Consider the following 26,483-nt stretch of genomic DNA (forward strand, 5'->3'; position numbering starts at 1 on the left):
GCAATGTCGTTGCACGCGACGTTGCGGTTCTCCGACCCGGGGGCGTTCGCGGCGCAGTCGATCAGGGCGCACGAGTCCGCCCTGGCCGGTGGGCTCCCCCCCGATCTGGACTCACGGCTCCTGCGCGCATGGAGGCGCAGCGGGGAGGCCGGCGTCTCCCCCGACCAGGAACTCCCGGCGAGCGTGCTGTCCGGCGACGAACTCGTGACCGCTCGGGCGGACACCCCGCTGCGTCACATCGCGGACGACGTCGTCTCCTCACTGGCGGACACCTCCGCGGCCGGGCGACACGTGGTCGTCATCTCCGATGTCCGTGGTCGGGTGCTCTGGCGATCGGGCAGTGCGCAGGTGCTCCGTCGGGCGGACTCGATCGCGTTCGCCGAGGGGGCCGACTGGTCCGAGCGGGGTATCGGCGCCAACGGGATCTCGATGGCGCTGGACGCAGGGACGCTCGCGCACGCCACGGCGGGGGAGCACTTCGTGCGCGCCCACCACGGGTGGACGTGTACGGCGAGTCCCATCAGGGACCCCCACGGACGGGTCCTCGGTGTCCTCGACGTCTCGCATCCCCTCCGGTTCTCGTGCGCCGAGACCGTCTCGCTGGTCCGGTGCGGTGTCCGGCTCGCCGAGACGCTGTTGACCGCCCGGGGCACCGCGACCCCCGCCGTCGCCCCCGGGCCGGATGCCCCCGGCCCGCACGACCCACATCCCGAACCCGACGGGACGCGCTCCCCCGTGACCTCGATCCGTCTTCTCGGGTGGAAGCCGGCGGTGGTCCGTGCCGACGGGACCTCCGTCGCCCTGACCCCGAGGCGGGCAGAACTCCTCGCGCTCCTGGCCTCGCGGGAGGCGTGGTCAGCGCGCGCCCTGTCCGAGGCCCTCTATGACGACGGGTCCGCCACGACCACGGTGAGGGGCGAGGTCCGGAGACTTCGCCAGGCCACCGGTCTGAGCATCGGATCGCAGCCCTACTGTCTGGCGGCGCACGAGCGGCAGTGTGTGGACTACTTGTCCGTCGAGCATCCTGATGACCTCCTGCCGGACTCGGAAATCCCGGCGATCGTCGACCTGCGGTACGGGATCTGACCCCGCACCCCTCCCGGCCGGTCCGTGACACCGGACACGCGGACCGAGGTGGCACAATCGCAAGGTATGACGCCTGAGACCACGGGACGAACGCTCCACCAGCTGCGCACGCTCGACCAGTCCTCCAAGCTCAAGGACGTCCTCTACGAGATCCGCGGGCCGGTACTGGCCAGGGCCAATCAGCTCGAGGCCGAGGGTCACCGCATCCTCAAGCTGAACATCGGCAACCCCGCGCCGTTCGGGTTCGAGGCGCCGGACGTGATCATGCGGGACATGATCGCCGCGCTCCCCCACGCGCAGGGTTACTCCGAGTCCAAGGGAATCTTGTCGGCCCGGCGGGCGATCTTCACCCGCTACGAGCTCGTCCCGGACTTCCCCCGTCTCAGCGTCGACGACATCTACCTGGGCAACGGCGTCTCCGAGCTCATCACCATGACCATGCAGGCGCTGCTCGACGATGGCGACGAGGTCCTCATCCCGGCACCCGACTACCCGCTGTGGACGGCCATGACGTCGCTAGCGGGCGGCAAGCCCGTCCACTACCTCGCGGACGAGGACGACGACTGGAATCCGTCGTTGGAGGACATCGCCTCCAAGATCACGCCGCGCACCAAGGCAATCGTGGTGATCAACCCCAACAACCCGACCGGGGCGGTCTACTCGCGCGAGGTCCTGCAGGGGATCGTCGACCTCGCCCGCGAGCACAGCCTGCTCATCCTGGCGGACGAGATCTACGACCGGATCGTCTACGACGAGGCCGAGCACACCTCCATCGCCACCCTCGCGCACGACCTGCTGGTGCTGACCTTCAACGGGTTGTCCAAGACGTACCGGGTGGCCGGGTACCGGGCCGGCTGGGTGGCCATCACCGGGCCCAAGGCGCATGCGGCCGGGTTCCTCGAGGGGCTCGAACTCCTCGCGTCCACCCGACTGTGCCCGAACGTCCCGGCGCAGCACGCCATCCAGGTGGCTCTCGGCGGCTACCAGTCCATCAACGAGCTCATCGAGCCCGGCGGCCGGCTGCACGAGCAGCGAGGCATCGCGTGGGAGAAGCTCAACACGATCCCGGGCGTGAGCTGCGTCAAGCCCATGGGTGCGCTGTACGCCTTCCCCAAGCTGGACCCGAACGTCCACGAGATCCACGACGATCGGCTGTTCGCCCTCGACCTGCTCGAGCAGGAGCGGATCCTCATCACCCAGGGCACGGGCTTCAACTGGCCGGACCCCGACCACTTCCGGGTGGTCACCCTGCCCGCCTCCCGCGATCTGGGCGTGGCGATCGAGCGGATCGGCAACTTCCTGGCCTCGTACCGGCAGTAGCCCGGGGCCGCGTCGGCCGGTGTCAGGTCGGCCAGTGCCAGGTCGGCCGGGTCAGGTCGACGGGTGTCCTGAGCGCATCGGCGAGACGACCCCCGGCCCGGCGGGGCCGGCCCCCGTGCGGCGGGCGGCGCCCGCCGCCGGCACCCCGCGTCCGAGGGCGCGGTAGGTCCATCCGGCGGCGCGCCAGCGGTCGGCGGGCATGCAGTTGCGCCCGTCCAGCAGCACCCGGCCTCGCGCCACCCCGGTGACCGCGGCCGGGTCCAGCTCGACGAACTCCGGCCACTCGGTGGCCACCAGCACCACGTCCGCGCCCTCGCAGGCGGCCAGGGCCGACTCGGCGTAGGTCAGGGTCGGGAAGAGTGCGCGGGCGTTGTCCAGGGCCTGCGGGTCGTACACCACGGTGCTCGCGCCCTTGAGCGAGAGCATGCCCGCCACGTTCAGCGCCGGCGAGTCCCGCACGTCATCGGAGTTCGGCTTGAACGCCGCCCCCAGCACCGCGACGGTCTTGCCGATGACCGTGCCCCCGCACGCCTCGACGGCCAGGTCCACCATCCGCTCGCGCCGGCGCATGTTGATCGAGTCGACCTCCCTCAGGAACGTCATCGCCTCGTCCGCGCCCAGCTCACCGGCGCGGGCCATGAAGGCGCGAATGTCCTTGGGCAGACACCCACCACCGAAGCCCAGGCCGGCATTGAGGAAGCGCCGCCCGATCCGCTTGTCCATGCCGATCGCATCGGCCAACACCGTCACATCGGCGCCGGCGGCCTCACACACCTCCGACACCGCGTTGATGAAGCTGATCTTGGTCGCCAGGAACGCGTTCGCGCTGACCTTGACCAACTCTGCCGTAGCCAGGTCGGTGACGATCACCGGGCACGGATCTGCCTCCAGGATCGGCGCGTACGCCTCGGACACCAACTCCCGCGCGAGCCCCAGTGCCGACTCACCGCCGGCCAGGCCGATCACGATCCGATCCGGCGTCAGGGTGTCCGCCACGGCGAAGCCCTCGCGGAGGAACTCCGGGTTCCACAGCACCTCGACGCGCACCCCGTCCGGGGCGCGGGAGTCGGCGATCTGTTGCAGCCGCGCGGCCGTGCCCACCGGCACCGTCGACTTGCCCACCACCGCCGCATCCGCGGACAGCAGGGGCGTCAGTCGCGCCACGACGTCCTCCACGTGCGAGGTGTCGGCGGCGAACTCACCCTTGCGCTGCGGGGTCCCGACCCCGATGAAGTGCAGGTCGGCGAAGGCGGCCGCCTCGGCGTAGTCGGTGGTGAACCGCAACCGCCCCGACTCCACGTGCCGCAGCAGGATCTCCGGCAGCCCCGGCTCGTAGAACGGCACCTCGCCCAGGCGCAGCCGCTCGATCTTGGCCTCGTCGACATCCACCCCCAGCACCTCGTGGCCCAGCTCGGCCATGCAGGCGGCGTGGGTGGCACCGAGGTACCCGGTCCCGAACACGGTCATACGCATGGCGCTGTTCTACCCCGTCGACGCGGCGCGGCGGGAACGGGCTGGTGAACGGCGGGCGAGCAGTGCGCGCCGGATGGCCGCCGTCCGCCGGGTCACCGGAAGTTCAGGTACGCCTTGGAGGCGGTGGGGCCGCGCTGGCCCTGGTACTTCGAGCCCACGGAGGCACTGCCGTACGGGGTCTCGGCGGGACTGGAGAGCCGGAACAGGCACAGCTGGCCGATCTTCATCCCGGGCCACAGCGTGATGGGCAGGTTCGCCACGTTCGACAGCTCGAGGGTGATGTGGCCGTCGAACCCGGGGTCGATGAAGCCGGCAGTAGAGTGCGTGAGCAGCCCGAGTCGACCGAGCGACGACTTGCCCTCGAGCCGGCCGGCCAGGTCGTCGGGCAGCCGGAGTCGCTCGAGGGTGGCTCCCAGGACGAACTCGCCGGGGTGCAGGACGAACGGGTCCCCCTCGGCGGGCTCGACCAGTTCGGTCAGCTCGTCCTGCTGCTGCGCGGGGTCGATGTGGGTGTAGCGCGAGTTGTTGAAGACCCGGAACATCCGGTCGAGCCGGACGTCGATGCTCGACGGCTGGATCAGCGCGGGGTCGAGGGGGTCGATCCCCAGCCGCCCGTCGGCGAGCTCGGTACGGAGGTCACGGTCGGAGAGCAGCACGGTCCTGAGGGTACCGCGCGCCTCCCGCGAGCAACCGGAGCTGGGTCCCCAGCTCGGTGACGTCCGTGCAGGCCTCGGCGAACGGCAGCCGTTCGCGCCGGGCGCGACCCTCGCGGTCCGTCAGCTCGATGTCGACGCCGGCGCGGTCGATGCCGATCAGGAGGGGGCGCTCGGCGGGCAGGCACCGGCAGACACGCAGGGCCAGCCGCGGCACCACCTGGCAGCGCGGATCGTTGAGGTGGTCGAGCCAGTGCCCTTCGAGGTCGGTGAAGGGGTCGGGCCCGGAGGTGGCGAGGTCGTCCGGGGCGATGTCGGTGACGCCGGAGTCGTCGGTGAGCAGGATCCGCTCCGTCCGGAGCCGGACGAGTGCCGACTCGGATCCGACCCCGAGCAGGGCGGAGTCGGGCAGGTCTCGCGCGATGTGGGTGGCGGCGTGGCGTTGGGCGCGCGTGTCGATCTGTTCGACCAGTCCGTCGACGACGACGAGGCGGCGACACCGGCCCCGGGCTGCCCCGCCGAGGATCTCGTCGAGTACCTCGAGACGGGCGTGCACTCCCCCGGACGGGATCGCGGCGGCGTCGGCGGTCGGGATGACGAGGCTGAGGTCGGCCGTTCCGGAAGACCGGTGCGCGAGCGCGACCGCGGGAGTCGCGTTCCCGCGGGACCCCGCGGTGTTCCCGCGGGACCCCGCGGTGTTCCCGCGGGACCCCGCGGTGTTCCCGCGGGACCCGGCGGTGCTCCCGCGGGACTCGACGGTGGGAGCGGGGAGGCTCAGCGTGGCCCTCGGGCAGCGCCGCAGTGCCGAGCTCGCCCGTTCGGCCGGCTCGGGAACGGGTCCCACCAGTGATCGCATGCCTTCGCCCTCTCGTCATCGCGGTCCCGGCCTTTTCCGTTCCGGCGCCTCAGGGGTAGTGGCGCCGGAACGGAAAACACCGGAGCGGGGACGTGACTACCCGCAGCGATTAACTTAGGTAAGGCTTACCTGTAAAGGCAAGGGCTTTCAGCGAATTCTTGTGAAGTGATTCACCGACTCAGCGACGAGAGTTGGGCGAGAACGTCGTCGGAATCGGCACAGACCTGCGCGAACGGGAGTCTGACGAGGTCGCGGAACCCGCCCTCGGTCGATCCGATGAGGAGGTCGACCCCGTACCGGTCGATCGCGACGATCCGCGGATCCGTGCCCGCGATCTGCCGCCCGGCACGCAACGCGAGACGGGAGGCGAGCCCGGTGTCGGCGGCGAGACGGTGCAGCCAGACCTGCTCGTCGACGCCGATCGGGTCGACCGCTGCGGCGGCGAGGGACGCCCGGGGCACCACGTGGACGCCGTCCGCGGTGAGGTAGGTGATCTCCAATGGCTGCAACTCGCTCAGGCGGAGCGACCCGCCCTCCGAGTTCGGGCCCGTCCCGCCCCCGTCGGCGGTGACCAACCTGCGCCGACGCGCCGGGGACGAGGCCGTCACGATTCCGGAGAGGGTGACAACTCCCCGGGCGACAGCGCAGTCGTCGTCGTCGTCGCCCCCGGCAGCGCGCCCCCCACCGCCGGCCCCTCCGCGTCCCGCACCACACGACGCGGGGCGGCCGTCGAGAGCGAACGACGGGCGCGGCGCGGAACCCCGGCACCGACCGGTACACACGGTGTCGACGATCTCGACGGTGGCGGTGGCTCCGGCGGCCGCGACCCGGTCGACGTCACCGGCCTCACGCGACATGCCTCCCACGTCGACCACCAGGACGATCACTCCGTCGTCCCGGACGCGCGCCGAGCGCAGCGGCCGCCTGAGGATCCCGGCCTCGATGGTTCCGGCCGCACCGCGGGCGAGCACCGTCCGCACCCGCTCGGCGATCGGCCGCTCCATGGCCTCGTGCACGTCCACCACGCACCTCCTGCAGGGCTGAGCCCGCGGACCGGCCACCCGGTCGCACAAATCGGACTGTCCTCCAGTTCAGCGCATGGCACGCCCGTTTCGTTCCCGAACCAGCCCTCGAAACCACGTGAGACCTGCCACATCCCGACGCTCCCGCGGCCCGGCGACCCCCCGAGAGCATTCGGCGGATATGCGCCGCCCCCCGCTGACGTGGTGAAATGGGCCCATGGACGAGATCAGGGACGAGCCCTCGAGATACTTCTGGCGCTGGACCCAGTGGTCGTGGGTGTGTGTCGGCGTCGCCGTACTCATCGTGCTGATGGGGATCACCGGCGGCGGGTCGGTCACACCGTGGATCATCGGCGCGATCGCGGTGGCGGTGATCGGTGGCGTGGCGTTCGGGTTCGTCCCCCGCGCGTCGCTCAACCAGCCCAAGCGGCCGATGACCACGAGCGCCAAGCGCAAGTCCGCCCGGAAGTGACCCCACCGCGCCTGCGGCCACCGGGGCTCGTGCTAACCTGAAGCCGCCTCCAGCAGGCACTGCCGATGAAGATCGGTGCCGATGTAGTTCAATGGTAGAACTTCTGCTTCCCAAGCAGACAGCGCGGGTTCGATTCCCGTCATCGGCTCTCTTGCCCGAATCGGGCCGTCCTGCGGGGCACCTCCACCAGCGAGGTGCCCCGCAGTTCTCTGTAGCGGGCCCTCCGCGCCTGCCCCCGACGCCACCTTCTCCGATTGTGCATCGTGCACTAACCAGGACGTGAAGTTCGTCACATCTACCGATGTGCGGCCCGCCCGATCTCCGTAGTGTCCGAGATCACACAGGTCGCCGACGAGGAGTAGATGTGCAACCCGGATACCTCCCCCGAACACTCGCGGAACGCTTCGGCGACGCTCCCAGCATCCGTGACGACGCGACCCAGATGTCCTTCCGCGAACTCGACCGGGCGGTGACCTCGGTGGCGGCACAGTTCCGCGAACAGGGCGTCACCAGCGGAGACGTGATCGCGGTGATGCTCCCCAACCGGAGCGAACTGGTGATCTCCATCTTCGCGGCGTGGTACCTCGGCGCAGCAGCCACCCCGATCAACCCGAACTTCACCCACGACGAGGCCGATCACCAGATCAACGACGCCGACGCCGTGCTCGTCGTGAACTCCACCGCCGACTCCCCCTCCGGCGGGCGACCGGCGATTAGCGTCGATGACCTAAGGACGTCGGGGGACGGTGCGCAGCTCGACCCCGTCGACCTGGCGGACGACGACCTCGCCCTGGTGATCTACACCAGCGGATCCACCGGGCGCCCCAAGGGCGTCATGCTCACCCATGCCAACGCCACGGCGATGTCCCGAACCATGGCCGACACCATGCGGATGACCGCCGACGACCACTGCCTGTTGGTCCTGCCGCTGTTCCACGTGAACGCGTTGATGGTCAGCCTCCTGGCTCCCCTCCAGGTCGGTGCGCAACTGACGATCATGGGCGGCTTCGACGCCCAGAAATTCTACGACACCGTCGAGAACCTCCGGCCCACCTACTTCTCCGCCGTACCCACCATCTACGCACTGCTGCTCACCAGGGCGGAGGGCCGACGACCGGACATGTCCTCGCTCCGGTTCGCCGTCTGCGGCGCTGCTCCGGCCACGCGAGAGCTCCTCGCCGCGGCCGAGGAGTTCTTCGACGTGCCCATCCTGGAGGGCTACGGCCTGACCGAGGCCACCTGCGCCTCGGCGGTCAATCCGATCGACGGCCCGCGCAAGCCCGGGACCGTGGGGCCGGCACTGCCCGGCCAACGTATCCGGATCGTCGACGACGAACTCCGCGACGTACCCACCGGACAGACCGGGGAGGTACTGATCACCGGGGCCGTCGTGATGGCCGGCTACCTCAACATGCCGGAGGCCACCGCGCAGACGATCGTCGACGGGTGGGTGCGCACCGGTGACGTGGGCCGGCTCGACGAGGACGGGTACCTCAGCATCGTCGACCGGCTCAAGGACATGATCATCCGCGGCGGGGAGAACCTGTACCCCAAGGAGATCGAGAACGCCATCGGCAGCCTGCCGGGTGTACTCGAGGTCGCCGTGGTCGGCCGCCGGGATGACGTGCTCGGTGAGGTCCCCGTGGCCTTCGTCGTCCCCTACCCGGACGTGGAGCTGACACCCGACGCCGTGATCGCACACTGCCGTGAGCGTCTCACCCGGGTGAAGGTGCCCGTCGAGGTGACGATCACCGCGGAACTGCCCAAGAACCCGGTCGGCAAGATCGACAAACCGCGCCTGCGCACCTCGCTCGTCGCCTGACCCCTCAACCCTCGTTCCCTCAACCCTCGTTCCCTCAACCCGACCCGAGAAGGAGTCCCCCATGGGGTTTCTACAAGCCGATGTCCCGGACGTCGATCCGGCCAAGTTCGAGTCCATCCCCACGATGGAACGGATGAAACTGCTCGCTCACCACTGGGTGGAGTTCGGATTCGGTGCGCCGAAAATCATGCACTCCCTGTACCTCGTCAAGGGGCTGGTCTTCTTCCTCGGCGGCTGGCTCATCATCGGGCTCTCCACGCCCGGCCTCCCGCTGACCGACCTCGGCGCGTGGTGGGGCGAGGTGATCGTCTACCAGAAGGCGATGATCTGGGTGATCCTCTGGTCCGCCACCGGGTTCAACGAATCGTGGGGCCCGTTGGCGTTCAAGTTCAAGCCCAACACGGCCGGGTACCGCTACTGGATGCGAACCGGGACGCTGCGGCTCCCGCCCTGGCCGGACAAGATCCCCTTCACCAAGGGGGACGAGCGTAAGGCCATCGACGTCGGGCTGTACTTCGCGATGCTCGCCACCCTCGCACTGGGCCTGGTCCTGCCCGGTCAGCAGACCGCCGCCGCCTACAGCGAGGCCGGACTCGTGCCGCTGTGGCCGTTCGTCACGTTCGTCGCGATCCAGCTGGTGATGGGTCTGCGGGACAGGGTCACGTTCCTGGCGTCGCGTCCCGAGCAGTACTCCGTCATCATGCTCGGTTTCGGTGTTCTCACCACCTTCGGCGCCGGCCACGTGGACATGATCATCGTCGCCAAGATCGCGATGTTCGCGGTCTGGTGGGGCGCGTTCATCTCCAAGCTCGGCGTCCACTTCACGCCCACCGTGCAGACGATGCTCACCAACGGCCCGCTGATCAAGTCCAAGGCGCTGCGCCGGTCGCTCTACCGCAACGCGCCCGAGGACCTCATGCCCACCAAGGTGGCGTTCTTCGCCGCGCACGTCATGGGCACGATCGTCGAGTTCGTCGTCCCGCTCGTCCTGCTCTTCACCACCAACTGGACGGTCGCGGTCCTGGCCGCCGCGTTCATGATGTGCTTCCACGTGTTCATCTACTCGATGTTCGCGCTGGCCATGCCGCAGGAGTGGAACCTCTTCTACGTGTTCGCGACGCCGGTGGTCTTCCTCGGCTTCTTCGCCGGCGACGGGTACGCCCTGTGGGACGCCAGCAGCGTGTGGGTCGTCGTTGTCGCCGCGGTGCTCACCCTGACCGGCCCGATAGTCGGCAACTTCCGACCCGACAAGATCTCGTTCCTCATCGGAATGCGTCAGTACGCCGGCAACTGGGCCTCCTCCACGATGGCGTTCCGCAACAACGGGTGCGAGGCCAAGCTGGACAACCCGGCCTTCGTGACGTCCATGACGTCCCCGCACAACCAGCTGTCGGCGCTGTTCGGCCCCGAGGGCGCCGAGATCTTCCTGCAGAAGACCACCGCGTTCCGGATGATGAACACCCAGGGCCGCGGCCACATGTCGATCATGCCGTCGGTCCTGGACAGCATGGAGAACTACCGGTTCCGCGAGGGCGAGGTGCTGTGCACCTTCTTCTCCGGGTGGCAGTTCGGAGACGGGCACCTGTTCGACGAGCGGACGATCTCGGCGGTGCAGAAGCGGTGCAACTTCGAGCCGGGTGAGTTCATCAGCGTCTGGACCGAGTCCCAGCCACTGCACAAGAAGACCATCGAGTACCGCGTGATCGACGCGGCCCTCGGGGTCGTCGAGCGTGGCCACTACGACGTCCGTGACGTGGTCACGGAGCAGCCGTGGCTTCCGAACGGGCCCATCCCGTTCACCGTGACCTGGCGCCACCCGGAGTACCTGCCGGCCGATCAGCGGGCGTCCGCGAGCGTTCCCGCCTCCCCCGGCGCCGAGGGCCCGCTCACGGACACGTCCCCCGCGGGCGGTCGCGACGAGTCCACGGTCGGGATGAGCTGAGTTCATGCCCACAGCGATCATCGTCGGTAGCGGGCCCAACGGCCTGGCAGCCGCGTTGACACTGGCCGCCGATGGAGTCGATGTCACCGTTCTGGAGGCATCCGACTCCATCGGCGGCGGCACCAGGTCCGGCGAGATGACCTCGCCGGGCCTGCTGCACGACCAGTGTTCGGGATTCCACCCCCTCGCCGTCGACACCGCCTTCAGCCGCCGGTTCGACCTCGAGGCCCACGGCCTACGGTGGGCGCTCCCCGAGGTCCAGTACTCGCACCCGCTGGACGGTGGCAGGGGTGCGGCGGTCTGGAAGTCGGTGGACCACACGGCCTCCCGACTCGGCGACGACGGGGAGTCCTACCGACGGATGTTCGGAGCCCTCACCGCACGCTTCCCACAGATCGCCGAGGAGTTCCTCCAGCCCCTCCTGCACGTCCCGGACCATCCCCTCGTCCTCGCCCGCTTCGGGGCCTACGCCGCCATGCCTGCCAGCGTGTTGGCCCGCCGGTGGCACACCGACGAGGCGCGGGCCCTGTTCGGAGGCGTCGCCGCACACGCCTTCCGCCCGCTCGGCTCGGTAATGTCCTCGGCGATCGGCGTCGCCCTGGGTACGGCCGCACACCGGTTCGGCTGGCCGGTGGCCGTGGGGGGTTCGGCGACGATCGCCACCACGATGGCGTCGATGTTGACCTCGTACGGCGGCCGGATCGACACCGGGGTCACCGTCCGCGACCACCGCGAGCTGGGCAACCCGGACATCGTCATGCTCGACACCTCTCCTGCCGCCGCTGCCGGGATCCTCTCCGGCGTCATACCCCGCAGGGTCGACCGCGCCTACCGCCGCTTCCGACACGGGCCCGCGGCGTTCCAGGTCGCCTTCGCGGTCGAGGGCGGCATCCCGTGGTCCCACGAGCCGTCCCGGTCGGCCGGCACGGTCCACGTGGGGGGCACCTTCGCGGAGATCGCCGCAGCCGAGCGGCAGGTCGTCCGAGGGGAGATGCCGCAGCGGCCCTTCGTCCTGGTCGGCCAGCAGTCCGTCGCCGACCCCGCCCGCGCGAGGAACGGGCTGCATCCCGTCGACGCCTACGCCCACGTACCCGCGGGGTGGACGGGCGATGCCACCCAGACGATCATCGACCAGATCGAGCGATTCGCCCCCGGGTTCCGCGATCGCGTCCACCAGATCCACACGCGCTCGACCCGTGAACTCGAGGATCACAACCCCAACTACGTCGGCGGGGATATCGTGACGGGTGCCAACGACCCCCGGCAGTTGGTCTTCCGGCCGCGCGTCGCCCTCGACCCCTACTCGACCGGCGTACCCGGCGTCTACATCTGCTCGGCGGCCGCCCCGCCCGGGGCGGGCGCCCACGGGATGGCCGGGTGGAACGCCGCGCGTTCCGCCCTGTCGTACCTGTCCACACGGTGATCACGCAGGAAGGACACGGCGGGACCTGCCCCGGAAACGGACGCGACCCCGCCCGCACACATGCTCAGCACAACACCGCAGGATCCCGAGCGCCTCCGCGAACTGACCCGCCGCATAGGTCTGAGGCTCAGTTCGCGGACCGCGGCCATCTCCGACAGCATGACCGCGGCCATCGAGGACGCCATCGGCGAACTCACCGACGAGGACACACACTCGGCTCTGCACGCCAGCGTGACGAACAACGTCGAGGTCATCATCGACATGCTGTCGCACACCAAGGACGCACACGACCTGCCTCCCCTGCCCGACGCGGTGCACTACGCCGTCGCGCTCGCCCGCAGGGACGTCTCGAGCGCCGCACTGCGGCGGGCCTATCACGTCGGTTCCGACTGTCTCGTGGCCCATGTGTTCGACCAGGTGCAGGAGGTCGAGTGCGAGGACCACGAGAAGCTGCCGCTCTACCACCACCTCGCCGGATGGCTGTACCAGTACGTCGACGAGATCACCCGGACCGTCATCGCCGCACACGAGGAGGAGGTGCGCTCCTCCCACGACCGGGCGGCGCGGTCGATCAACTCGATCGTCAACCGGGTCCTCGACGGGGAGGACATCGACCCCGCCGAGTTCGAGCGGGTGACGGGATACCGACTGAACCAGGTGCACGTCGGGTGCCGGGTGTGGATCGACAACTTCGGCGCGTTCACCGATCAGTCACGTTTGCTCGAGAGCGTCGTGGACAGTCTGGCCGGGGAACTCGGCGTCCACCGCCCGCCGCTGATGATCGCCACCGGCCGCGCCACGGCCGAGGCCTGGTTCGGCATGGAGGGCCGTCGCCTCGCCGTCGACACGGGAGCCCTCGCGCCGATCGCCGCGGCGAGCCCCGCAGCCCGGATATCCTTCGGCGCGCCCGGTGCCGGGGTCGGGGGGTTCCGCACCACCCGCACACAGGCAGCGCTCGTCGGCACGATCGCGCAGGTGTCCGCCGGCGACGAGGCGCACGTGGTCTCGTACGCGGACGACGGAATCCCCGTCATCGCCCGACTGGCCGAGGACCCCGCGTCCACCCGGCGATGGATCCGCGAGGTCCTCGGCGGCCTGGCGAGGGACACGGACGACGCGGCGAGGCAACGGGAGACCGTCCGGGTGTTCCTGGACTCGGCGGAGAACTACTCGGAGACGGCGTCCCGACTACTCCTGCACCGCAACACCGTCAAGTACCGACTGACCAAGGCCGAGCACGAACTGGGCCGGGAACCGGGGGCCAGGCGCCTGGACACCCACCTGGCTCTCGCCCTCTGCCACGTGCTGGGCAGCGTGGTCCTGACCGCTGACGACGGCACGCCGGCCGGGTGACCTCCCGCCCGCGTGGGCGGCGTCGCGGTGCCCACCGGAGCCCCTGCTGACGGAGCCCCTGTTGACGGAGCGCCGGATCAGTCGGCCTTACCGTTGTCCCCACCGCGGCGGCGCAGGAGCTGGAACCCGGGGATGCCGGCGACCGCTTCGAGGCACTGCTGCGCCACCTCGAGGATCTGATGGACCTCGGGGGCAACGGTGTCCAGTGAGGCCAGGACCGGCATGACGTCGTTCTCAAGGGTGTCCCCCAGCGCCGGCAGGTGGTCGATGAACTGGATGACCGCCTTGACCTCGTCGGGGTCGACCGATTCGAGGACGTCGTCGGCGATCGGCTCGAGCAGTCGGATCGTCTTGTCCGCCCACGCCAGGACCTCGGTCATCCGGGTCGCCACGACACGAGCGGTCTCCACGTCCAGGTCGGCGTCCACGAGCAGTGCCTCGACGACCGGCTTGACCTGCGCGAAGGTGGAGTCCGCGAAGTCGACGAGGGGGACGACCCGTTCGATGAGCCCGCCTGCGTCGAGGACCAGATCGTCGGCGGTGTCCACCGTCGTCCGGACTCGAGCCACCACGCCCTCGGCGGACTCGACGGTGCTCCCCACCCGTACGACCACGCCCTCGGCGGAATCGATCGTGCCGTCCACGCGACGCACCACGCCCTCGGCGGAGTCGATCGTGCCGTCCACGCGACGCACCACCCCCTCGGCGGAGTCGATCGTGCCGTCCACGCGACGCACCACCCCCTCGGCCGAGGCGACGGTCGCGCCCACCCGCCCGAAGCCCACCCGCCCGACGATCCCCTCGGCGGCGGACACCGTGACGGCGACCTCGTCGACGACCCGGTTGGCCCTGGCCACCGTGGTGCGGACACCGTCGACCGTGTCGACGGCGGTGGCCACGATCCCGTCGATCTGCCGCACGGTGCGGCTGACCTCGTCGAGCAGGTCCTGGATCCGCACGACCACGTCCTCCACGTCCGCGAGTAGCACGAGGACGCGGGCGGGCAGCATGAGCAACTCCCTGGCCATTCTCAGCTCCCACTCCACGACACGGAACGCCGTTCCCACCACGGAGGAGGCGGAGGGAACGCGGAGCTGGATGTCTGCCATGCGCTGATTGTGCCTGAACCACCCACACCGGGCAGCCGGTCCGCCCACCATGGAGACAGCGACGGTTCCGACCGGTCGGGCCGCGATCTCGAAGGAGCGAACGATGGACGCACGATGGGTCGCCGATTTCGCCGAGCTGAGGCTGGCGGACGCACCGGAGTACGGCGGGAAGTCCGCCAATCTCGGGGAGATGACGGGCGCGGGGTTCCCCGTGCCGCCGGGATTCTCGGTCGGCCAGTCGGCCTACCTCGCCGCGATGGAGACGGCCGGTGTCCGGTCGCGCCTCTACGACGGCCGGGTCCCTGCCGACGGGATGAGCGAGGCGGAGCTGATGTCCCTCGCGGCGGAGTTCAGCGGCACCGTCGCCGGGGTCGAGATGCCGCCGCGACTGCGCGAGGACATCGTGGCGCACTACCGGTCGCTGGGGTCGGACGTCCCCGTGGCGGTGCGTAGTTCCGCGCCCGCGGAGGACGCCGGTGACACCTCCTTCGCGGGGATCCACGAGTCGTACACGGACGTCGTCGGCGAGGAGGCCGTGCTCAAGGCGGTTCAGGACTGCTGGTGCTCGTTGTGGACGCCGCGCGCCATGACCTACCGGGCTGTGTCGGGGTACGACGACGAACCGTCGATCGCGGTGGTGGTGCAGAAGATGGTCCGTTCCGACACGTCGGGCGTGGCCTTCACCGCCGACCCCCGCACCTCCCAGGTCGACCGCGTGGTGATCGAGGCGGCGTTCGGACTCGGCGAGGTGGTGGTGGGCGGCAAGGTCGAACCCGACACGTACGTCGTGTCCAAGGCAGATCTGAACCTCCTCACCGTGCACGTGGGCCGGAAGGTCGCCCGGATCGTCGCGGGCCGCACGGTCGACGGGCTCGTCCCCGTTCCGGAGGCCGAGCAGTTGGACCGGGTGCTCGATGACGACCAGGTGCGGCGGGTCGCCCGCCTCGCAGTGATGTCCGAGCAGCACTACGGCGTACCACAGGACACCGAGTTCGCGTTCGAGGACGGTGAGCTGTACATCGTGCAGACCCGCCCGATCACCACTCTGGACGCCGAGGCGGGGCGTGCGGGCGATCCCGGGGCTGGGGAGGCAGGCGGGGCTGCCGGGGCCACGGGGGATGCGGTGGAGCCGATCGTCTCCGGCCTCGGCGCCGGGCCCGGCACCGCGATCGGGACCGCACGCGTCCTGACAGAGCTGTCGGACGGAGTGAACCTGGCGGCCGGCGAGATATTGGTCGCCACGATGACCGACCCCGACTGGCTGCCGATCCTCCAGCGCGCCGCCGCGATCGTCACCGACGAGGGGGGCGTGACCTGTCACGCCGCCATCGTGGGGCGCGAACTGGGGCGTCCCGTGATCGTGGGCACGCGGTCGGCGACCGCCGACATCGCCGACGGGCAGACCATCACCGTCGACGGCACCGCCGGCGTCGTCTACCCGGGAGAGGTCCGCGCGGCCACGGCACCGCAGGCTCCCGCCGATGCCGGTGCGGCTCCCGAGGTGCGCACACGCGAGGTCACCGCCACAGCCGTCTACGTCAACCTCGCGACGCCCGACGCAGCGGCGCGGGTCGCGGCGATGGACGTCGACGGCGTCGGCCTGCTGCGGGCGGAGTTCCTCATCACCAGCGCTCTGCAGGGGTTGCACCCGCGCCGGCTCATCGCGGAGGGCAGGACGGAAGAGTACGTGGAGCGGATGGCCTCGGGGATCAGCACCATCGCCGCCGCCTTCGATCCGAGGCCCGTGGTGTACCGCGCCACCGACCTGCGGTCCAACGAGTTCCGGGGGCTGCTCGGAGGGGAGGTGGAGGCCGAGGAGCGCAATCCGATGATCGGCTACCGGGGCTGCTTCCGCTACACCCGGGAACCTGACCTGTTCCGGTTGGAACTGGACGCGCTCGAGCGGGTGCGGCGGCGGCACCGGAACCTGCACCTGATGATCCCGTTCGTCCGGACCGGGTGGGAACTGCGTGCCTGTCTGGACATCATCGACGCCCATCCGATCGGTCGGGACACGGGGCTCAAGCGCTGGATAATGGCCGAGGTGCCCTCGGTGGTGCACTGGATCCCCGAGTACGCCGCCATGGGAATAGACGGCGTATCGATCGGTTCCAACGATCTCACCCAGTTGACGTTGGGGGTCGACCGCGACTCGGAGGTGTGTGCGGACCTGTTCGACTCGATGGACCCGGCGGTGCTCGCGTTCATCGACCAGATCATCGACCGCTGCCACGAGTCCGGCCTCACCGTGTCCCTGTGCGGACAGGCGGCGTCGACCGATCCCCGGATGGCCGAGCACCTCGTCCGGAAGGGGGTCACGTCGGTCTCCGTCACGCCGGACTACGCGGAGATGACCCGGCGCACCGTCGCGCGGGCCGAGCGGACCATCCTGCTCGACGCCGCCCGGGCCGCCGCCCGTCCCGGGCATGACTGACCGCGCGGCACGCTCTCGCAGGTCCGCGCCGAAATCAGAGTCTTCCCTCACCTTGGACTGTTTGCTGACAACGCACTAGCATCAGTTTTGTTACCGGTGAGTAGGTTCCGGTGTGCCCGCGGCACCCCGCACCGACCCTTCCGGGCACCACCATTGCCACGGCACCGCACTGTCGATCGGAGAAGACCGTCATGGGTCACTACAAGAGCAACGTCCGCGACCTCGAGTTCAACATGTTCGAGGTCTTGCGCATGAACGAGGCACTCGACGCCGGCGAGTTCGGCGACATGGACACCGAGACCGCCAAGGGAATCCTCTCCGAGGTCGCGACCCTGACCGAGGGCCCGGTCGCGGAGTCCTTCGCCTCCGCCGACCGCAACCCGCCGGTGTTCGACCCCGAGACCCACTCGGTCTCCATCCCGGAGGACTTCAAGAAGTCCTTCAAGGCCTGGTACGACGCCGGCTACTGGTCGATGGGACTGCCGGAGGAGCTCGGCGGGATGCCGGCCCCCCGCGCGATGGTGTGGGCCACCGGCGAGATGATGCTCGGGGCCAACCCGGCGGCGTTCATGTACGGCGCCGGCCCCGCCTTCGCCGCCGTCCTCTACGAGAACGGCACCGAGGAGCAGAAGCAGTGGGCCGCCACCTGCGTCGAGCGCGGCTGGGGAGCGACCATGGTCCTCACCGAGCCCGACGCCGGCTCCGATGTCGGTTCCGGCCGCACGAAGGCGATCAAGCAGGACGACGGCTCCTGGCACATCGAGGGCGTCAAGCGCTTCATCACCTCGGCCGACTCCGACGACATGTTCGAGAACATCTTCCACCTGGTCCTGGCGCGCCCCGAGGGCGCCGGCCCCGGCACCAAGGGCCTGTCGCTGTTCTTCGTGCCGAAGTTCCACTTCGACTTCGAGAAGAACGAGATGGGCGAGCGCAACGGGGTGTTCGTCACCGGCGTCGAGCACAAGATGGGCCTCAAGGTCTCCACGACCTGCGAACTGACCTTCGGCGGTCACGGCGTGCCCGCCAAGGGCTGGATGGTCGGCGGCGACGAGCTCAACCAGGGCATCCGTCAGATGTTCGATGTCATCGAGCACGCGCGCATGATGGTCGGCACCAAGGCCATCTCCACCCTGTCGACCGGCTACCTCAACGCGCTCGAGTTCGCCAAGGAGCGTGTCCAGGGCGGCGACATGACCGAGATGGCCGACAAGACCGCCCCGCGCGTCACCATCACCCACCACCCGGACGTGCGACGTGCGCTGATCCGCCAGAAGGCGTTCGCCGAGGGTCTGCGCGCGGTGTACATGTACACGGCGGCCCACCAGGACGTCGAGACCGCCGCGCGCGTCTCCGGCGCCGACGGCGAGCTGGCCCATCGGGTCAACGATCTGCTGCTGCCGATCGTCAAGGGCGTCGGTTCCGAGCGCGCCTACGAGCTGCTCACCGAGTCGCTTCAGACGTTCGGCGGGTCGGGCTTCCTGCAGGACTACCCGATCGAGCAGTACATCCGCGACGCCAAGATCGACTCCCTCTACGAGGGCACCACCGCGATCCAGGCCCAGGACTTCTTCTTCCGCAAGATCGCCCGTGACCGCGGCACCGCCGTGGGCCACGTGTCGGCGCAGATCAAGCAGTTCCTGGACAGCGACGCGTGCGGCGGCCGGCTGGCGGCCGAGCGCGAGCTGCTCGCGACCGCCCTCGCGGACGTCGAGGCCATGATCGGCACGTGCTTCGATCACCTCATGGGTTCGCAGGACGACCCCAAGCGCCTGTACACGGTCGGGTTCGCCTCGGTGCGCGTCCTCATGGCGTTCGGTGACCTCATGATGGGCTGGCGTCTCCTGGTCGGCGCGGAGGTCGCCCTCGGCGCGCTGGACGGGGCGTCCGACGACGACAAGGACTTCTACAACGGCAAGATCGCCGCCGCCCGGTGGTTCGCCAAGAACGAGCTGCCCCTGATCAGCGCCACCCGCGCGATCGTCGCAGACCTCGACAACGAGCTGATGGAGCTGGACGAGTCCGCGTTCTGATCCCCACCTGACGGGCCCTACCGGGTCCCCACCGTCGATCCGCCGCCCCTGCCCGGGCGGCGGATCGACTCGTTTCGCCGGACGCGGGCGGCCCACCCCCACGAATCGGCTACCCGGATTCCCGATCCGCTATGCCGATGGGAGTAGCGGATCCGGAATCCGGGTAGCGGATTCGGCGCTCTAGTTGCCGGGTACGCCGGGAATGCGGAACTCCGGTAGGCCCGGGATCCGGATCGGGTCACCGGGTCCGGGGAGCGGGGGCGGCGGTGGTGGCGGCGACGAGGTGGGATCGTCGTCCTCCGGAGTCTCGGCCCGGCACACGATCCGGTCTCGCGGCGCGTAGCTCGACGACACGGTGTCGGTGCTCACGGTGTCGCCGCCGCGCAGGACAACCCGGGTCACGCGGGCGGTGTACCCGTCTGCGCCCGGACTCGGGGTACACCCGGCCGTGCTGACGACCCGGGTCTGGGCCCGCCGGATGTCGGTCCGGGGGGCCGTCGAGACCCTCACCGTGTACTCGGGCGTCCCCCACAGCCGGACCGTCACCGAGTTGCCGCTACCCGAGGCATCGATCACCAGGCCGGTGTCCTGGGCGTTTCGGAATCCGACGTCGGCCGAGGCGGTGGCATCGCGGCCCGCCGGGAACGCGTCGCCGTCGACACCGCGGGAGCTGCGGACGAGGTCCTGTGCGCCGGATTCGAACGCCGCGTTGAACAGGGCGGTGGCGACGGCGTCGGCGGACACGTCTCCGGAGACGGTGCCGGCGACCTCCGCCATGGAGAAGCTCCCGCCTGCCGGGATGAAGTGCCCGGCCAGCGAGGCGATCATCGACTGGGCCTGTCCGCTCGCGCCGACGGCCACGGTGAACTGGCCGACGGGCTCGCGGATGCCGGCCTGCTCGGCCTCCGCGGTGGTCAGCTCGGGGTCGCGGCCCACGTAGCCGACGGGGAGCACACGCGGGCCGTCGACGTCGGTGAGTTGCCCGGGCAGCCGACCGAGCAGCGGGCCCCATTCGACGGTGCGTCCCTGGACCGCGGGCACGATGGTGGCGTTCGACCCGCTGAACTCGAAACTCGCGTCCCTGCCCACCTGCTCGGTCTCCTCCAGGAGCGGGTCCAGGATCCCCTTGGCGGCGTCGGCGTCGAAGCGGGGCTCGAGCACGTCGCCCTCGCGGACGAAGCTGAGGTACTCCCCGATCCGGTCGCGGGGGAACAGCACCGGCACCGCGCCCGGGTCGTCCGGGTCGACCATCTCGATCTCCCGCTCGGGGGGCTCGGGCCGCTCGCGCCCGGGGCCCGGTGGCGGGGCGGGGAGCCTGGTGGTGACGGTGGTGGTCGCCGGCTCGGTGCCGTCGTCGCGCATCCGCGAGGCCAGCAGCGTCAGGTCCCGGGAGGCGGCGGGCTCGGCCACGTCCCGGATCAGCGCCCGCACCTGTTCGGCGTCGGTCTCGGTGGGCGTGTAGTCGACGGGCAGGTCCACTCCGTCGTCGTCGAGCCAGTGCTCGAGCACCGCGTCGCGGGAGTTCTCGATCTGTAGGCGCTGCCCGTCGAGCGGGATGGCCGAGCGGACCTGATCCCGGTCGAACCAGATGGCGCCCTCGCGGGGTTCGAAGTCCGCCTGGAGGGCGAGGCGCTCGAGGAAATCGGTCAGCCGTGCGTCCGGGATGACGCTGGCGATACCGACCTCGGTCGACCACACCACGCTGATCAGCCGCTTCAGCGGGTTGAGGGGCTGTTCACCGCCCCGGTCGAGCGTGCCCTGCCAGTCCACCGACAGGCCGACCGAGTCGGGGTCCAGCGTGGTCGACACGGCCCCGGCGCGCAGATCCACCTCGTCGTCGACCCGCGGTCCGAGCTCGGCGATCAGTCGCTGTTCGGCGTCGGCGGTCCGCATCCCGCCCACCTGGATGCCGGCGACCTCCGTCCCGCGCGGGACCCGGCCGATGCTGTGCACGAGATCGAAGCCGTACAGGACCGCGAGTGCCATGAACAGGCCCACACCGGTGTAGATCCACCGCGACCGCACCCGGTACCGATGTCGGTCGGACGCAGCCGGGTGCGGGCCCGCGCCCTCGATCGCGACGGGGCGTGCCGGGGTGTCGTCATCGTGGGACTCGACCACGCGTCATCCACCTCCTCCCGAGCGGGGGACGGCGGAACCCCGCGGGCCGCCGGCCGGGGACGTCCCCGCCCGAACCACTGTGAACACCACTATGACGGACCGATACCGATGAGTGCAGCCCCCGCGCCGGACGCGGGGGCTGCACTCATCGGACTCACGGGACGAGCCCGCGGCGAGGTGGACGAGGTGCGGGGGTCAGCGCTCCACGATCGCGGTGACGCCCTGGCCGCCCGCGGCGCAGACGGAGATGAGCGCCCGGCCGGAGCCCTTCTGCTCGAGCAGCTTGGCCGCGGCGGCCAGGATGCGGCCGCCGGTGGCGGCGAACGGGTGACCGGCCGCCAGCGACGAGCCGTTGACGTTGAGCTTGGAGCGGTCGATCGACCCCAGGGCCTTGTCCAGGCCCAGACGCTCGGTGCAGTACTCCTCGGACTCCCACGCGGCCAGGGTGGCCAGCACCTGCGAGGCGAACGCCTCGTGGATCTCGTAGTAGTCGAAGTCCTGCAGGGTCAGGCCGTTGCGGGCCAGCAGCCGCGGCACCGCGTAGGTGGGGGCCATGAGCAGCCCGTCGGGCGTGCGACCGTCGTGGCCGTGGACGAAGTCCACCGAGGCGGTCTCCGAGTCCACCAGGTAGGCGCGGACCGGCAGCTTGTTCTCCTTCGCCCACTCCTCGCTGGCCAGCAGCACGGTGGACGCGCCGTCGGTCAGCGGGGTGGAGTTGCCGGCCGTCATGGTGGCCTCGGTGCCGTGGGCCTCGGCGTCGCGCTTGCCGAAGACCGGCTTGAGCTTGCCCAGCTTCTCCTCGGAGGAGTCGGGCCGCATGTTGTCGTCGCGGGCCACGCCGAGGTACGGCGTCACCAGGTCGTCCTGGAACCCGGAGTCGTAGGAGGCGGCGAGGTTGTGGTGGCTGGCGACGGCCAGCGCGTCCTGGTCTGCGCGCGTCACCCCCATCTCGCGGGCGGTGATGGCGGCGTGCTCACCCATCGACAGCCCGGTACGCGGCTCGGCGTTCTGCGGCTGCTCGGGCACGAGGCCCTGCGGGCGGATCTCACCGAGGAGCTTCAGGCGGTCGACGGTGGACTTGGCGGAGCTGACCTTGATGAGGGTCTTGCGCAGGTCGTCGTTCACCGAGAGCGGCGCATCCGAGGTGGTGTCGGTGCCTCCGGCGATGCCGGACTCGATACGCCCGAGGGCGATCGCGTCGGCCACCTGGATCGCGGCGGCCAGGCCGGTGCCGCAGGCCTGCTGGACGTCGTAGGCCGGGCTGGCCGAGTCGAGCACCGAGCCGATCACCGACTCGCGGGTGAGATTGAAGTCGCGGGAGTGCTTGAGCACGGCGCCGGCGACGACCGACCCGACGCGCTTGCCCTGGAGGTTGTAGCGGCTGGCCAGTCCGTCGATCGCGGCGGTGAGCATGTCCTGGTTGGAGGCGTCCGCGTACTTGCCGTTCGAGCGGGCGAAGGGAATTCGGTTGCCGCCGACGATGGCGACCTTGCGGGGGCTGGTGGTCACGTGTGTCACTCCCGTTGTGTTCTCGGTGTCCGGTGGCCCGAAACGCGGCCCTGCACGTATTGTTACTCAGCAGTAAGTTATTTGTCGACCCGTAGTACCACCTCTCCAGGAGATGATCGCCATGGCACAGGGCAACCTCGACCTCTACTCGCAGTTCGTGACCTCGGCCCCGGGGTCGTTCATCGCCGGCAAGGTCGGCCTCCCGCAGCCGGAGCAGCTGCGCCGGTACGAGGCCGGGCAGCCCGCCCTGCACGGTCCCGTCCTCATCGGCGGCGAGGGCCGCCTGGCCGAGCCCGTCCGGGAGATGCTGGCCGGCGACTACGAGCTGGCCGCCGCGGGCGCCGAGGGCAAGTTCGCCGGTCTCGTCTTCGACGCCACCTCGCTGCGTCGCCCGGAGGACCTCAAGGCCCTGTTCGAGTTCTTCAACCCGGTCGTCCGCAACGTCGCCGCCAGCGGCCGCATCGTCGTACTGGGCACCACCCCGGAGGAGACGGGCTCGGTCGAGGAGCGCATCGCCCAGCGCGCGCTCGAGGGCTTCACCCGCTCGCTCGGCAAGGAGATGAAGCGCGGCTCCACCGTCCAGCTCGTGTACGTCTCCCCCGACGCCGACGCGGGAGCCTCCGGACTCGAGTCCACCCTGCGGTTCATCCTGTCCGGCAAGTCGGCGTACGTCGACGCGCAGGTGTTCCGCGTGGGGGCCGGCTCGGCCACCGCCCCGGCATCGTGGGACCGCCCGCTCGAGGGCAAGCTCGCCGTCGTCACCGGCGCCGCCCGCGGTATCGGCGCCGAGATCGCGGCCGTGCTCTCCCGCGACGGCGCGCACGTGATCTGTTGTGACATCCCGGCCGCCGGCGAGTCACTGTCCGCCACCGCCAACAAGGTCGGCGGCACCTCGCTGCCGCTGGACGTCACCGCCGCCGACGCCGCCGAGGTCCTGGCCAAGCACGTGACAGAGCGTCACGACGGCCGCGTCGACGTGCTCGTCCACAACGCCGGCATCACCCGTGACAAGACGCTGGCCGGCATGGACAGCGCCCGCTGGGACTCCGTCATGGCCGTCAACCTCATCGCCCCCGAGCGCATCACCGCCGAGCTCGCCGAGAAAGGCGTGCTGGGCGAGGGCTCGCGCGTCGTGGGTGTGTCCTCGATGGCCGGCATCGCCGGTAACCGCGGCCAGACCAACTACGCAGCCTCGAAGGCCGGTGTCATCGGGTTCGTCAACGGCGCCTCGGCCGAGCTGGCCTCGAAGAACGTCACCGTCAACGCCGTGGCGCCGGGCTTCATCGAGACGCAGATGACGGCCGCCATCCCGTTCGCCACCCGCGAGGCCGGCCGTCGCATGAACTCCATGCAGCAGGGCGGTCTGCCGGTCGACGTGGCCGAGACGATCGCCTACTTCGCCAACCCCGCCTCGTCCACGGTCACCAACAACGTGATCCGCGTGTGCGGCCAGTCCCTGCTGGGTGCGTGATCTGACGTGGAGTACACCCGCCTTCCCGCCATCCCCAATCTGCTCGCCCAGTACGGCAAGGCCGCGGTGGGAGCCATGCCCGTCGTGGGCGGCTCCCGCGACGGTAAGTCCATGCCGTCGAGGGGCGTCGAGGTCGCCGGCGTGCGCGTGGACGTGGCCAACCTGGCCGCCTACGCCCGCGTCTGCGGCCTGCGACTGACGGACGAACTGCCGCTGACCTACCCGTTCACCCTCGCGTTCCCGCTGAGCATGCAGCTCATGCTGGATCCGGACTACCCGGTGCCGGCGATGGGGTCGGTGCACCTGACCAACGAGATCGAATCGCGCCGCCCGCTGCGGGTCGGCGACGAGCTCAACATCCGGGCGCACGCCGAGAACCTGCGTGAGCACCCCGCCGGGTTGCTGCTGGACGTGGTCACCGAGATCCGAACCGGTGACGACGACGAGCCCGCCTGGGTGCAACGGTCGGGCCTGCTCTCGAAGCGGCGGACCTCGCTGACCCCGGCCAAGGACGCCCCGCGCCCGCCGAAGCCCGAGCCGCCGACCGCAGCCGAGATCGGCGACCCCACCGTCGTGAAGTCGGTGTCCGAGGCGCAGATCGCGGAGTACGCGGCCGTGTCCGGGGACCGCAACCCCATCCACGTGTCCAAGGTGGGCGCGAAGGCGTTCGGCTTCCCGAACGTCATCGCCCACGGCATGTGGACGGCCGCCACGCTCCTCGGCACGGTCGAGGGCGGGATCCCCGAGCGGGCCCGCTACTCGGTCGAGTTCGGCAAGCCCGTGATCCTGCCGGCCAAGCTGGGAATCTACGCCCGTCGCGGCGGCGCCGGGGATCCCGCCTGGTCGCTGACCGTGCGCAATCCCAAGAAGCTGGGCACCGTGCACGCGACCGCGAGCATCGAGGAGTTCTAGGCCCCACCCGGCACGCGGCCCGACCGGGCTCCGTCGTCGAGAAGAGCGTCCCGCACACGTCGCCCGAGAGGCAGGTGTGCGGGACGCTCTTGTCGTTGGGTGGATGGACCCACCGGGCCGGACCCGCCGGGCCGAGATCCGGTGTCGCGCGGGCCGCGCGTCGAATAGGTTCGGCCGCAGGGGGGAGCCCTACCGGATCCCCTCACCCCGGCCCAGGAGTAGCTGTGCACCGCACCGAGTTCCCCCGCCTCCTCGCCCGGCCGGCCGCCCTCGTGGCGGTGGCCGTGGTCGTCACGCTCACCGCCTGCTCGACGACCGGCGACCCGGATGGCGTCGGCTCCGGCGGCACCGACTCCGGTGGCGCCCCGGGCGCCGGCCCGGTCGGGTCGCAGCCCCCCGGGCACCCTGCCACGCAGGGCCCCGTCGTCGAGGTGGAGACGGTCGCCGACGGGCTGACGATCCCCTGGGACGTCGTCCGCGACCCCGAGGGCGTCATCGTCACCGGCGAGCGGGGTTCGGGCACCCTGTACGCGATCCGCGGGAGCGGGGAGCGGACCGTTGTCGACGCGGACCTCGGCGAACTGTACGACCGGGGCGAGAGCGGCCTGATGGGGATGGCACTGGCAAGGGACTTCGCCACCAGCCGCGAGGTGTACACCTGCCATTCCTCGGCCGATGCGGACGACAACCGCGTCACCTCCTGGACCGCCACCGAGGACTGGTCCGCCCTCGAGTCGCCCCGGGTTCTCGTGGACGGCATCCTGCTGGCCGACCGGGGCCTGCACTCGGGCTGCCGCATCCTCGTCCACCCGGACGGCACTCTGTACATCGGCACGGGCGATGCGTTCACCGGCCCGGCGCCCCAGGACCCCGAGTCGCTCTCGGGCAAGATCCTGCACATCACCCGCGACGGCGAGCCGGCCGACGACACCATCGGCGACTCCCCCGTCCTGACGTACGGCCACCGCAACGTGCAGGGGCTGGCCCTGCGGCCGGACTCGGACCAGATCGTCGCCGCCGAGCACGGGCCGGACGTCGACGACGAGGTGAACCTCGTGCTCGCCGGGTCCAACTACGGATGGGACCCGGACGCCGGCGGCCGGTACGACCAGAACGTACCGATGACCGACACCCGCGACTTCCCCGATGCGGTGGAGGCGGCGTGGCGATCCGGGGACCCGACACTCGCCCCGGGCGGGATCGCGTTCCTCGACGACCCCGCGTGGGGCGAGTGGGACGGAGCCCTGGCGGTGGCAATGCTCAAGACCAGCCAGATCGTCCTCATGACGCTGTCCGAGGACGGCACCTCCGTCACCGCGACCGCAGCGATCCTGCGAGGAGAACGCGGCCGCCTGCGATCGATCACCCCGGAGCCCGGCGGGTCGCTGCTCGTCACCACCTCCAACGGTGGCGGCACGGACAAGGTCCTGCGCGTCCGGCCCGCAGCAGGCTGACAACCCCGCCCCGGCCCCGAC

At 70.4% G+C, this 26,483-nt stretch carries 19 protein-coding genes and 1 tRNA gene; 13 read left to right on the forward strand and 7 right to left on the reverse strand.

All coding sequences use genetic code 11. The annotated features are described in order from the left end of the window. Window positions 1-3: 3 nt before the first annotated feature. On the forward strand, window positions 4-1,086 hold the full coding sequence (locus J1M64_RS03975; protein ID WP_206472962.1) for a helix-turn-helix domain-containing protein: 1,083 nt from the start codon (window positions 4-6) through the stop codon (window positions 1,084-1,086). A gap of 66 nt (window positions 1,087-1,152) precedes the next feature. Beyond that, a complete protein-coding gene (locus J1M64_RS03980; protein WP_163376283.1) occupies window positions 1,153-2,406 on the forward strand; it encodes a pyridoxal phosphate-dependent aminotransferase in 1,254 nt (417 codons plus the stop codon). Between the two features lie 51 nt (window positions 2,407-2,457). Here J1M64_RS03980 and J1M64_RS03985 read toward each other — a convergent pair whose 3' ends face one another. The 4 genes from J1M64_RS03985 to J1M64_RS04000 all read right to left on the reverse strand — a co-directional run bounded on the left by J1M64_RS03985 (window position 2,458) and on the right by J1M64_RS04000 (window position 6,410). Next, on the reverse strand, window positions 2,458-3,879 hold the full coding sequence (locus J1M64_RS03985) for a UDP-glucose/GDP-mannose dehydrogenase family protein (protein ID WP_206472964.1): 1,422 nt from the start codon (window positions 3,877-3,879) through the stop codon (window positions 2,458-2,460). A 92-nt stretch (window positions 3,880-3,971) separates the two neighbouring features. After that, window positions 3,972-4,535, reverse strand: a complete 564-nt coding sequence (gene dcd, locus J1M64_RS03990) for a dCTP deaminase (protein WP_067719486.1) — start codon at window positions 4,533-4,535, stop codon at window positions 3,972-3,974. Further along, a complete protein-coding gene (locus tag J1M64_RS03995) occupies window positions 4,516-5,388 on the reverse strand; it encodes a hypothetical protein (protein ID WP_206472966.1) in 873 nt (290 codons plus the stop codon). Before J1M64_RS03995 ends, dcd begins: the two co-directional genes overlap by 20 nt. Before the next feature lie 170 nt (window positions 5,389-5,558). After that, window positions 5,559-6,410 (reverse strand): hypothetical protein, encoded by an 852-nt coding sequence (locus J1M64_RS04000; RefSeq protein ID WP_307872361.1) that lies wholly within the window; start codon window positions 6,408-6,410, stop codon window positions 5,559-5,561. Window positions 6,411-6,627: 217 nt separating this feature from the next. Here J1M64_RS04000 and J1M64_RS04005 point away from each other — a divergent pair, with 217 nt between their 5' ends. From J1M64_RS04005 to J1M64_RS04030, 6 genes are all read left to right on the forward strand, one after another. Next, the gene (locus J1M64_RS04005) at window positions 6,628-6,882 is read left to right on the forward strand and encodes a hypothetical protein (protein ID WP_206472968.1); all 255 of its coding nucleotides are present in this window, start codon (window positions 6,628-6,630) and stop codon (window positions 6,880-6,882) included. 77 nt (window positions 6,883-6,959) lie between these two features. Beyond that, window positions 6,960-7,030: transfer RNA gene (locus tag J1M64_RS04010), tRNA-Gly, on the forward strand. 216 nt (window positions 7,031-7,246) lie between these two features. After that, window positions 7,247-8,704, forward strand: a complete 1,458-nt coding sequence (locus J1M64_RS04015; RefSeq protein ID WP_307872362.1) for an AMP-binding protein — start codon at window positions 7,247-7,249, stop codon at window positions 8,702-8,704. A 61-nt stretch (window positions 8,705-8,765) separates the two neighbouring features. Continuing rightward, window positions 8,766-10,646 carry a DUF3556 domain-containing protein gene (locus J1M64_RS04020; RefSeq protein WP_206472972.1) on the forward strand — a complete coding sequence of 627 codons (1,881 nt, stop codon included), beginning with the start codon at window positions 8,766-8,768 and terminating at the stop codon, window positions 10,644-10,646. A 4-nt stretch (window positions 10,647-10,650) separates the two neighbouring features. After that, entirely contained in the window at window positions 10,651-12,069 is a 1,419-nt protein-coding gene (locus J1M64_RS04025) for an NAD(P)/FAD-dependent oxidoreductase (protein ID WP_206472975.1), read from the forward strand. A 60-nt stretch (window positions 12,070-12,129) separates the two neighbouring features. After that, window positions 12,130-13,422 carry a CdaR family transcriptional regulator gene (locus J1M64_RS04030; RefSeq protein WP_206472977.1) on the forward strand — a complete coding sequence of 431 codons (1,293 nt, stop codon included), beginning with the start codon at window positions 12,130-12,132 and terminating at the stop codon, window positions 13,420-13,422. Between the two features lie 77 nt (window positions 13,423-13,499). Here the strand turns inward: J1M64_RS04030 and J1M64_RS04035 are convergent, their stop codons facing one another. After that, entirely contained in the window at window positions 13,500-14,531 is a 1,032-nt protein-coding gene (locus J1M64_RS04035; RefSeq protein ID WP_206472979.1) for a methyl-accepting chemotaxis protein, read from the reverse strand. Window positions 14,532-14,634: 103 nt separating this feature from the next. Here J1M64_RS04035 and ppsA point away from each other — a divergent pair, with 103 nt between their 5' ends. Beyond that, on the forward strand, window positions 14,635-16,965 hold the full coding sequence (ppsA, locus tag J1M64_RS04040) for a phosphoenolpyruvate synthase (RefSeq protein ID WP_206472981.1): 2,331 nt from the start codon (window positions 14,635-14,637) through the stop codon (window positions 16,963-16,965). 191 nt (window positions 16,966-17,156) lie between these two features. Continuing rightward, the gene (locus J1M64_RS04045; protein ID WP_120286447.1) at window positions 17,157-18,995 is read left to right on the forward strand and encodes an acyl-CoA dehydrogenase; all 1,839 of its coding nucleotides are present in this window, start codon (window positions 17,157-17,159) and stop codon (window positions 18,993-18,995) included. Between the two features lie 180 nt (window positions 18,996-19,175). On the opposite strand, the gene J1M64_RS20310 is transcribed toward J1M64_RS04045, so the two are convergent. Continuing rightward, window positions 19,176-21,116: a VanW family protein gene (locus J1M64_RS20310; protein ID WP_206472989.1), complete on the reverse strand. Its 1,941-nt coding sequence runs from the start codon at window positions 21,114-21,116 to the stop codon at window positions 19,176-19,178. A gap of 195 nt (window positions 21,117-21,311) precedes the next feature. Next, window positions 21,312-22,625, reverse strand: a complete 1,314-nt coding sequence (locus tag J1M64_RS04055) for an acetyl-CoA C-acetyltransferase (RefSeq protein ID WP_120286449.1) — start codon at window positions 22,623-22,625, stop codon at window positions 21,312-21,314. Window positions 22,626-22,746: 121 nt separating this feature from the next. On the opposite strand from J1M64_RS04055, the gene J1M64_RS04060 reads away from it, so the two are divergent. From J1M64_RS04060 to J1M64_RS04070, 3 genes are all read left to right on the forward strand, one after another. Continuing rightward, window positions 22,747-24,096 (forward strand): 3-oxoacyl-ACP reductase, encoded by a 1,350-nt coding sequence (locus tag J1M64_RS04060; RefSeq protein ID WP_069389503.1) that lies wholly within the window; start codon window positions 22,747-22,749, stop codon window positions 24,094-24,096. A gap of 6 nt (window positions 24,097-24,102) precedes the next feature. Then, entirely contained in the window at window positions 24,103-25,008 is a 906-nt protein-coding gene (locus tag J1M64_RS04065) for a MaoC/PaaZ C-terminal domain-containing protein (RefSeq protein WP_206472990.1), read from the forward strand. Between the two features lie 224 nt (window positions 25,009-25,232). Further along, the gene (locus J1M64_RS04070; protein WP_307872363.1) at window positions 25,233-26,462 is read left to right on the forward strand and encodes a PQQ-dependent sugar dehydrogenase; all 1,230 of its coding nucleotides are present in this window, start codon (window positions 25,233-25,235) and stop codon (window positions 26,460-26,462) included. Window positions 26,463-26,483 lie beyond the last annotated feature (21 nt).

Origin of the sequence: Dietzia sp. KRD202 (genome assembly GCF_017168155.1) — a bacterium.
GTDB classification, from domain to species: Bacteria; Actinomycetota; Actinomycetes; order Mycobacteriales; family Mycobacteriaceae; genus Dietzia; species Dietzia kunjamensis.